We start from the raw sequence: 8,000 nt of genomic DNA, 5'->3' as shown, positions 1-8,000 counted from the left end.
CCTCCTGTCCCTGGCGGGCCCGCGATCGCCGACCAACCTGCTGTTCGGCCGCCCCCGTGCGGACACGGCGGAGCGGATCGACGAGATCCTGGCGACGACCAAGCTGACGGCGCATCGCGACCGGCTGGCCGGGGCGCTGTCGCACGGCCAGAAGCAGTGGCTGGAGATCGGCATGCTGCTGGCGCAGGAGCCGGCGCTGCTGCTGGTGGACGAGCCGGTGGCCGGCATGACCGACGCCGAGACCGAGGAGACGGCGATCCTGCTGCGCGAGATCAACAAGACCCGGTCGGTGGTGGTGGTGGAGCACGACATGCATTTCGTCCGCGCCCTCGACGTCAAGGTGACGGTGCTGCACGAAGGCTCGGTGTTGGCCGAAGGGCCGCTCGACGCCGTCAGCGCCGACCCGCGCGTCATCGACGTTTATCTGGGGCGCTGAGCATGGTGTTGCTGAGATCAACCATCCCTCACCGTCATTGCGAGGAGGCGAAGCCGACGAAGCAATCCAGGGGCCAGCACGAGGGGCCTCTGGATTGCTTCGCTGCGCTCGCAATGACGGTTTTGGAAACTGCGAGACGTTCCGGGGCCGCCGGCATGTGGGGGGCGTAGCGATGCTCGCAGTCGAAGGCATCGACCTGTTCTACGGCGCCGCTCAGGCACTGCGGCGGGTGTCGCTCGGCGTCGGCAAGGGCGAGGTGACCTGCCTGCTCGGCCGCAACGGCGTCGGCAAGACCAGCACCTTGCGCGCCATCGTCGGCCAGCAGCCGGTCGCGGCGGGCAAGGTGTTGTGGGAAGGCGAGGACATCACCCGGCTGCCGACGGCGGAGCGGGCGCGGCGCGGTATCGCCTTCGTGCCGCAGGGGCGCGAGATCTTCCCGCTGCTGACGGTGAAGGAGAATCTGGAGACCGGCTTCGCCGTGCTGCCGCGGCGCGAGCGGCGGGTGCCGGAGGAGATCTTCGAGCTGTTCCCGGTGCTGAAATCGATGCTGGGCCGGCGCGGCGGCGACCTGTCGGGCGGGCAGCAGCAGCAGCTCGCCATCGGCCGGGCGCTGGTGACCCGGCCGCGACTCTTGATCCTGGACGAGCCGACGGAGGGCATCCAGCCCTCGATCATCAAGGATATCGGCCGCGTCATCGCGATGTTGCGCGATCGCGGCACCATGGCGATCCTGCTGGTCGAGCAGTATTTCGATTTCGCCCATGCTCTGGGCCAACGCCTCGTCGTGCTGGATCGCGGCGAGGTCGTGGTGGACGGGGACAAGACCGCGCTCGATGAAGACAGCGTCCGTCGTCACCTTACGGTCTGACCCGCCGGCCCTCGCGGAGCCGACGGCCCTGCCCGTGCCGCTGGCGCGCGCCCGCGGCCGGCTCGACCTCGGCTTCAAGCGGCGTGGGGCCGAGACGGTGCTCGACGCCCTGTTCCAGGAGGGCTGCGCCAAGGCGCGCTTCCCGCGGCGCGAGGCCGGCGCCTTCGCCGGCGCCGTGCTGCTGAACACGGCCGGCGGCCTGACCGGCGGCGACCGGCTGACCCAGGCGGTGCGCTGGGGCGAGGGCACGGCGGCGACGGTGGCGGGGCAGGCGGCGGAGCGGATCTACCGCTCGCTCGGCGACGCGGCGCGGATCGAGACCCGGCTGGCGGTCGAGCCCGGCGCCGTGGCGGAGTGGCTGCCGCAGGAGACCATCCTGTTCGACCACGCCCGGCTCGACCGCGACCTGCGGATCGAGCTGTGCGGCGATGCGCGGTTTCTCGGGGTCGAGGCGATCGTATTCGGCCGGGCGGCGATGGGCGAGACGGTGCGGCAGGGCACGCTGCGCGACGCCTGGCGCATCCGCCGTGACGGCAGGCTGGTCTATGCCGATGCGCTGGCGGTCGACGGCGACCCGGCAGCGGCGCTGGACCGGCCGGGCCTCGGCCGCGGCGCCCGGGCGGTGGCGACGCTGCTCTTCGCGACGCCCGAGGCGCAGGCGTTGATCGACCCTTTGCGCGCGGTACTGGCGGAAGCGCAGGGTCTGGCCGGCGCCAGCGCCTGGAATGGCCTTCTGGTCGCCCGCTTCGCCGCGCCGGATGGCGCTGTGCTGCGGCGCGACCTGATCTCGGCGCTCGGAATCCTGCGGGCCGGACGCCCGCTGCCGCGCGTCTGGCAATGTTGAAGACGCACTGGGAGGAGTCTCCGTGAACCTGACCCCGCGGGAGAAGGACAAGCTGCTGATCGCCATGGCCGCGATGGTGGCGCGCCGGCGGCTGGAGCGCGGCGTGAAGCTGAACTATCCGGAGGCGGTGGCGCTGATCTCCGACTTCGTCACCGAAGGCGCCCGCGACGGCCGCTCGGTGGCGTCGCTGATGGCGGCCGGCGCCACCGTGCTGACCCGCGACCAGGTGATGGAAGGGGTGGCCGAGATGATCCACGATGTCCAGGTCGAAGCCACCTTCCCCGACGGCACCAAGCTGGTGACCGTCCATGAGCCGATCAGGTGACAGCAATGGGAATGCTCGGTTTCTCTCCCTTTCAACTGTCATGCCCGGGCTTGACCCGGGCATCCAGAGACTGTCGAGACCTTCTGGATTGCCGGGTCAAGCCCGGCAACGACAGGGTTGGGGTAGCTGCCGCCCGGAGGAACTGCCGATGATCCCGGGCGAACTCATTCCGGCGCAGGGCGAGATCGAGCTGAACGCGGGGCGCGACAGCATCGTCCTCACCGTCGCCAACACCGGCGACCGGCCGGTCCAGGTCGGCAGCCACTATCACTTCTTCGAGACCAATCCGGCCCTGTCATTCGACCGGGACAAGGCACGTGGGCGGCGACTCGACATCGCATCCGGTACCGCCGTGCGGTTCGAGCCGGGGCAGAGCCGCGAGGTGCGGCTGGTCGCGCTCGCCGGTGCCCGCGTCGCCATCGGCTTCCGCCACGCGGTCATGGGGCCGCTCGATCCGGTCCAGGGCTGAGGAGGCCGAGACATGCCGATTTCCATCTCCCGCGCCGCCTATGCCGACATGTTCGGCCCGACCACCGGCGATCGGCTGCGCCTTGCCGACACCAAGCTGTTCATCGAGATCGAGCGCGACCACACGATCTATGGCGAGGAGGTCAAGTTCGGCGGCGGCAAGGTGATCCGCGACGGCATGGGGCAGAGCCAGGCGACCCGGGCCGAAGGCACCGCCGACACCGTCATCACCAACGCCGTGATCCTCGACCATTGGGGCATCGTCAAGGCCGATGTGGCGATCCGCGACGGCCGCATTGCCAGGATCGGCAAGGCCGGCAACCCGGACATCCAGCCGGGCGTCGACATCGTCATCGGGCCGGGCACCGAGATCATTGCCGGCGAAGGCAAGATCCTGACCGCCGGCGGCATCGACTGCCACATCCACTTCATCTGCCCGCAGCAGGTGGAGGAGGCGCTCGCCAGCGGCGTCACCACCCTGGTCGGCGGCGGCACCGGCCCGTCCACCGGTACCAAGGCCACCACCTGCACGCCCGGCCCCTGGCACATCGCCCGCATGCTGCAGGCGGCGGAGGGGCTGCCGGTCAACCTCGCCATCTCCGGCAAGGGCAATGCCAGCCGGCCGGACGCGCTGATCGAGCAGATCCGCGCCGGAGCCTCCTCGATGAAGCTGCACGAGGATTGGGGTACGACACCGGCCGCGATCGATTGCTGTCTCGGCGTCGCCGACGCGATGGACATCCAGGTGATGATCCACACCGACACGCTGAACGAGAGCGGCTTCGTCGAGGACACCATCGCCGCCTTCAAGGGCCGCACCATCCACGCCTTCCACACCGAAGGCGCCGGCGGCGGCCATGCGCCGGACATCATCCGGGTGGCGGGGCTGGCCAATGTCATCCCGTCCTCGACCAACCCGACCCGGCCCTTCACCGTCAACACGCTCGACGAGCATCTCGACATGCTGATGGTGTGCCATCACCTGGATGCCGGGATCCCGGAGGATGTGGCCTTCGCCGAGAGCCGGATCCGGCGCGAGACCATCGCCGCCGAGGACATCCTGCACGACCTCGGCGCCTTCTCGATCATTTCCTCCGACAGCCAGGCGATGGGGCGGATCGGCGAGGTGATCCTGCGCACCTGGCAGACCGCGCACAAGATGAAGGTCCAGCGCGGAAGGCTGGCGCAGGAGACCGGCGAGAACGACAACGCCCGGGTCAAGCGCTACGTCGCCAAATACACCATCAACCCGGCGATCGCGCAGGGCCTGTCGAAGCATGTCGGGTCGGTCGAGGTCGGCAAGCTGGCCGACCTGGTGCTGTGGGACCCGGCCTTCTTCGGGGTGAAGCCGGAGCTTGTCCTCAAGGCCGGCACCATCTCGATGGCGCTGATGGGCGACCCCAACGCCTCGATCCCGACGCCGCAGCCGGTGCATTACCGGCCGATGTTCGGCGGCTTCGGCCGGGCGATGGCGGCCTCGGCCATTACCTTCGTGTCCAAGGCGGCGCTGGAGGACAGCATCGGCCAGCGCCTCGGCCTGACGCGCGAGGTGGTGGCGGTCGAGGGCACGCGCGGCATCGGCAAGGCTGACATGATCCACAATTCCGCGACCCCGGTGATCGAGGTCGATCCGGAGACCTACGAAGTCCGCGCCGATGGCGAGCTGCTGACCTGCGAACCCGCCTCGGTGCTGCCGCTGGCGCAGCGGTACTTTCTGTTCTGATGGGATGGTTGTGCCGCTCACCTATCCGAAGCGTAGGTTGGGTTCGCGTCGGCGAACCCAACATGGCTCCAACGGCACTGTCCTCGTGTTGGGTTCGCTTGTCGCGAACCCAACCTACGAAGCATTCCGGAGCATGACGTGAAGCGCTTCACCGCTGTCATTCCGGCCGGCCGCTTCGATCCGGCGGCCGTCTCCGACCGCGTCGTGCTGGACTACGATTCCCGCCACCGCCGCCGCATCGTCCTCTACGGCGAGGCCGGGACGGTGTTGCTGCTGGACTTGTCCGAGGCGGCGCATCTGCGCCATGGCGATGCGCTCGAGGGCGAGGAGGGCGGCCTGGTCCTGGTGGCGGCGGCGCCGGAGCGGCTGGTCGAGATCCGGGCCGGCAGCCAAGCCGAGCTGATCCGGATCGCCTGGCATCTCGGCAACCGACACCTGCCGACCCAGTTGCTGCCCGACGCGCTGCGCATCCGCGCCGACCATGTGATCGAGGACATGGTGCGCGGACTCGGAGGCGTGGTCATCGCCATCGAGGCGCCGTTCGATCCGGAGGGCGGGGCCTATGGTCACGGCGCCGTTCATGGGCATGCCCATGGCTGACGCGGCGCTGTACCGGCTGATGGCTTGGCTGTCGCCGTCCTATCCGATCGGCGCCTTCAGCCATTCCAGCGGCCTGGAATGGGCGAACGAGGCCGGCTGGGTCACCGACCGGCCGGGCCTGATCGCCTGGATCGAGGACGCGCTGGCGCATGGTGCCGGCTGGAACGACGCCGTGCTGTTCGTCCACGCATACCGCGCCGCGGTTTCGGGGGACGACGACCGGCTGGCCGAGGTCGCCGACCTCGCCGCGGCGCTGGCTGCGTCACGCGAGCGACAGGTCGAGACTCTGGCCCAGGGCACCGCCTTCCTGACCATTTCGCGATCGGCCTGGCCGGTGCCCGGGCTGGAGCGGCTGGCTGCCCGCGTGGGCGAGACCGTGGCCTATCCGGTCGCGGTCGCCGCCTGCGCCGCCGGCCACGGCATCGCCCTGGCCCCGTCGCTCACCGCCTTCCTGCACGCCGTCGCCGCCAACCTGGTGTCGGCGGCGCAGCGGCTGGTGCCGCTGGGCCAGACCGACGGCCAGCGCGCGATCGCCGCGCTGATGCCGGCGGTGGCGGAGATAGCGGCCCGGGCGGCGGCATTGCCGGACGGCGACCCCTTCAGCCAATGCGGCGGCCTGGCTGTCGCCGCCGACATCGCATCGATGCAGCACGAGACCCAGTATACGAGGTTGTTCCGCACATGACCCGCACCCAGAACGGCCCCCTCCGCGTGGGCATCGGCGGCCCCGTCGGCTCCGGCAAGACAGCGCTGATGGACGCGCTCTGCAAGGCGTTCCGCGACCGCTACGACATCGCCGCCATCACCAATGACATCTACACCAAGGAGGATGCGGAGTTCCTGAACCGCGCCGGGTCGCTGTCCTCCGACCGCATCCTGGGGGTGGAGACCGGCGGCTGCCCGCACACCGCGATCCGCGAGGACGCCTCGATCAACCTGGCGGCGGTGGCCGAGATGCGGCGCCGCTTCCCGGACCTCGACTTGGTGCTGATCGAATCCGGCGGCGACAACCTGGCCGCCACCTTCAGCCCGGAGCTGGCGGACCTCACCATCTACGTCATCGATGTCTCGGCCGGCGACAAGATCCCGCGCAAGGGCGGCCCGGGCATCACCCGGTCGGACCTGCTGGTGATCAACAAGACCGACCTGGCGCCGCTGGTCGGGGCCTCGCTCGAGGTGATGGACCGGGATTCCCGCAAGATGCGCGGCGACCGCCCCTTCGTCTTCGCCCGGGTCCGCAGCGGCGACGGCGTGGCCGAGATCGCGGCGTTCATCGAGAAGGCGGGGGGATTGGGTTAAACGCCATAGCAGGCGTTGCCTCTCCCGTGTGGCGCGGTCTTCTCACAACGCCCATCCCTCGCCGTCATTGCGAGGAGGCGAAGCCGACGAAGCAATCCAGGGGCCGCACGCAACGGCCCTGGATTGCTTCGCTGCGCTCGCAATGACGGATTTGGAATTCTGAAGGGCTCTCGCTCGCGGGAGAGGCAACGAAAACCGGCCGGTCGACTACCGCACCACCGCCTTCAGCGCCTGCAGCCAGACCAGGACGGCGGCGGCGCCAGCGTCGGGGAGGCCGATGGCGCGTTCGCCGAGATAGCTGGCCCGGCCGAGGCGCGGCAGCATCCGCGCCGTGGCGTCGGTGCCGGCCGCGGCCGCGGCGACGCAGACGCCCCAGGCCTCCGCCGGCGACTTGCCGGTGGCCACCGCGGCCGAGAAGGCCTCGGTCGCCGGGTGCAGCGCGTCCAGCATGGTCCGGTCGCCCGGTTTGGCGCCGCCCAGCTCGCCGATCGCCTGGACCGCGACCGTGAAGGCTTCGGCCCAGGCGGCCGGGGCCGGCGTCGTTTCACCGGCCAGCCGTCGCGACGCGCGCAAGAGGGCGGTGGCGTAGAACGGGCCGGAGCTGCCGCCGATCGCCCGGCGCAGCGCGTCGCCGACCGCGGCCAGCGCCTTCGCCGGATTGGCCCAGGCAGCCTCGGGCAAGGCGCGGATCGCCTCCGCCGCCCGCACCATGCTGGCGCCGAGATCGCCATCGCCCGCGCGGGCATCGAGGTCGGTCAGATGCGGCTCGGCCTTGACCAGCGCGTCGGCCACCACGCGGCCGGCCTCCTGCAGTGCCGGAGCGAGCGGCGAGGGAGGGGTGTCGTCCCGAGCCGCCGACGCCGGCTCCGGCGCGCGGATTCGGCGCTTCGGCCCGATCCGGCCGCCGCCCGGCCAGGCCGGGGCCTGGGTCGGTGCGTCCAGCAGAGCGATCCGCTCGTCGTCGAGCTTCAGCAGGCTCAGCGAGCAGCCCGGCATGTCCAGCGCGGTCAGGAAGTTGCCGGCCCAGGCCCGCTCAACCGCGATGCCGCGCCCGGCCAGGTCCGCCAAAGCGGCACGGGCGACGATCGACAGCTCCATCGGCGGGGTGGCGCCCAGGCCGTTGACCAGCAGCGCCACCCGATCGCCGCGGCCGAGGCCGCGGTCGGAGACGATCGCCTGCAGGATCTCGGCCACCAGCTCGTCGGCCGGCTGCAGCGGCCCGCGCCGCACCCCGGCCTCGCCATGGATGCCCAGGCCCAGCTCGATCTCATTGTCGCCCAGGGTGAAGCCGGGCTTGCCGGCGGTCGGCACGGTGCAGGCGCCCAGCGCCACGCCCATGGTGCCGAGATCGGCGGCGGCGGCGCGGGCGAGCGCGGCGACCTGGGCCAGCGGCTTGCCGGCCGCGATCGCGGCGCCGGCCAGCTTGTGGATCAGCAC

General features: G+C 70.9%; 10 protein-coding genes. 9 read left to right on the top strand and 1 reads right to left on the bottom strand.

Going from position 1 to position 8,000, the window contains the following annotated elements:
- The 9 genes from AB4Z01_RS35385 to ureG all read left to right on the top strand — a co-directional run.
- On the top strand, nt 1-436 hold a 436-nt coding region (locus AB4Z01_RS35385), incomplete at its 5' end, for an ATP-binding cassette domain-containing protein (protein ID WP_441701429.1).
- Between the two features lie 172 nt (nt 437-608).
- Nucleotides 609-1,304: an urea ABC transporter ATP-binding subunit UrtE gene (urtE, locus tag AB4Z01_RS35380; protein ID WP_441324971.1), complete on the top strand. Its 696-nt coding sequence runs from the start codon at nt 609-611 to the stop codon at nt 1,302-1,304.
- Nucleotides 1,270-2,148 (top strand): urease accessory protein UreD, encoded by an 879-nt coding sequence (locus tag AB4Z01_RS35375; RefSeq protein WP_441701427.1) that lies wholly within the window; start codon nt 1,270-1,272, stop codon nt 2,146-2,148. The genes urtE and AB4Z01_RS35375 overlap by 35 nt, the downstream gene beginning before the upstream one ends.
- A gap of 22 nt (nt 2,149-2,170) precedes the next feature.
- Nucleotides 2,171-2,473 (top strand): urease subunit gamma, encoded by a 303-nt coding sequence (locus AB4Z01_RS35370; protein WP_342240218.1) that lies wholly within the window; start codon nt 2,171-2,173, stop codon nt 2,471-2,473.
- Between the two features lie 148 nt (nt 2,474-2,621).
- The gene (locus tag AB4Z01_RS35365) at nt 2,622-2,942 is read left to right on the top strand and encodes an urease subunit beta (RefSeq protein WP_441701425.1); all 321 of its coding nucleotides are present in this window, start codon (nt 2,622-2,624) and stop codon (nt 2,940-2,942) included.
- Between the two features lie 12 nt (nt 2,943-2,954).
- The gene (gene ureC, locus AB4Z01_RS35360; RefSeq protein ID WP_441701423.1) at nt 2,955-4,664 is read left to right on the top strand and encodes an urease subunit alpha; all 1,710 of its coding nucleotides are present in this window, start codon (nt 2,955-2,957) and stop codon (nt 4,662-4,664) included.
- Nucleotides 4,665-4,802: 138 nt separating this feature from the next.
- Nucleotides 4,803-5,264 (top strand): urease accessory protein UreE, encoded by a 462-nt coding sequence (locus tag AB4Z01_RS35355; protein WP_441701421.1) that lies wholly within the window; start codon nt 4,803-4,805, stop codon nt 5,262-5,264.
- Entirely contained in the window at nt 5,257-5,949 is a 693-nt protein-coding gene (locus AB4Z01_RS35350) for an urease accessory protein UreF (protein ID WP_441701419.1), read from the top strand. Before AB4Z01_RS35355 ends, AB4Z01_RS35350 begins: the two co-directional genes overlap by 8 nt.
- Nucleotides 5,946-6,563 carry an urease accessory protein UreG gene (ureG, locus tag AB4Z01_RS35345; protein WP_441701417.1) on the top strand — a complete coding sequence of 206 codons (618 nt, stop codon included), beginning with the start codon at nt 5,946-5,948 and terminating at the stop codon, nt 6,561-6,563. The genes AB4Z01_RS35350 and ureG overlap by 4 nt, the downstream gene beginning before the upstream one ends.
- Nucleotides 6,564-6,770: 207 nt before the next feature.
- On the opposite strand, the gene AB4Z01_RS35340 is transcribed toward ureG, so the two are convergent.
- Nucleotides 6,771-8,000, bottom strand: a 1,230-nt coding sequence (locus tag AB4Z01_RS35340) for a dihydroxyacetone kinase subunit DhaK (protein ID WP_441701415.1), incomplete at its 5' end; no start/stop codon positions are given.

The organism is Inquilinus sp. YAF38 (genome assembly GCF_052113205.1).
GTDB lineage: Bacteria > Pseudomonadota > Alphaproteobacteria > DSM-16000 > Inquilinaceae > Inquilinus.
This window is presented reverse-complemented; position numbering and strand designations above follow the sequence as displayed.

What these genes read in the sequence shown, in the direction of transcription:
- urtE (WP_441324971.1), top strand. Translation starts at nt 609, where the DNA reads ATGCTCGCAGTCGAAGGCATCGACCTGTTCTACGGCGCCGCTCAGGCA.
- AB4Z01_RS35375 (WP_441701427.1), top strand. Translation starts at nt 1,270, where the DNA reads ATGAAGACAGCGTCCGTCGTCACCTTACGGTCTGACCCGCCGGCCCTC.
- AB4Z01_RS35365 (WP_441701425.1), top strand. Translation starts at nt 2,622, where the DNA reads ATGATCCCGGGCGAACTCATTCCGGCGCAGGGCGAGATCGAGCTGAAC.
- ureC (WP_441701423.1), top strand. Translation starts at nt 2,955, where the DNA reads ATGCCGATTTCCATCTCCCGCGCCGCCTATGCCGACATGTTCGGCCCG.
- AB4Z01_RS35350 (WP_441701419.1), top strand. Translation starts at nt 5,257, where the DNA reads ATGGCTGACGCGGCGCTGTACCGGCTGATGGCTTGGCTGTCGCCGTCC.
- ureG (WP_441701417.1), top strand. Translation starts at nt 5,946, where the DNA reads ATGACCCGCACCCAGAACGGCCCCCTCCGCGTGGGCATCGGCGGCCCC.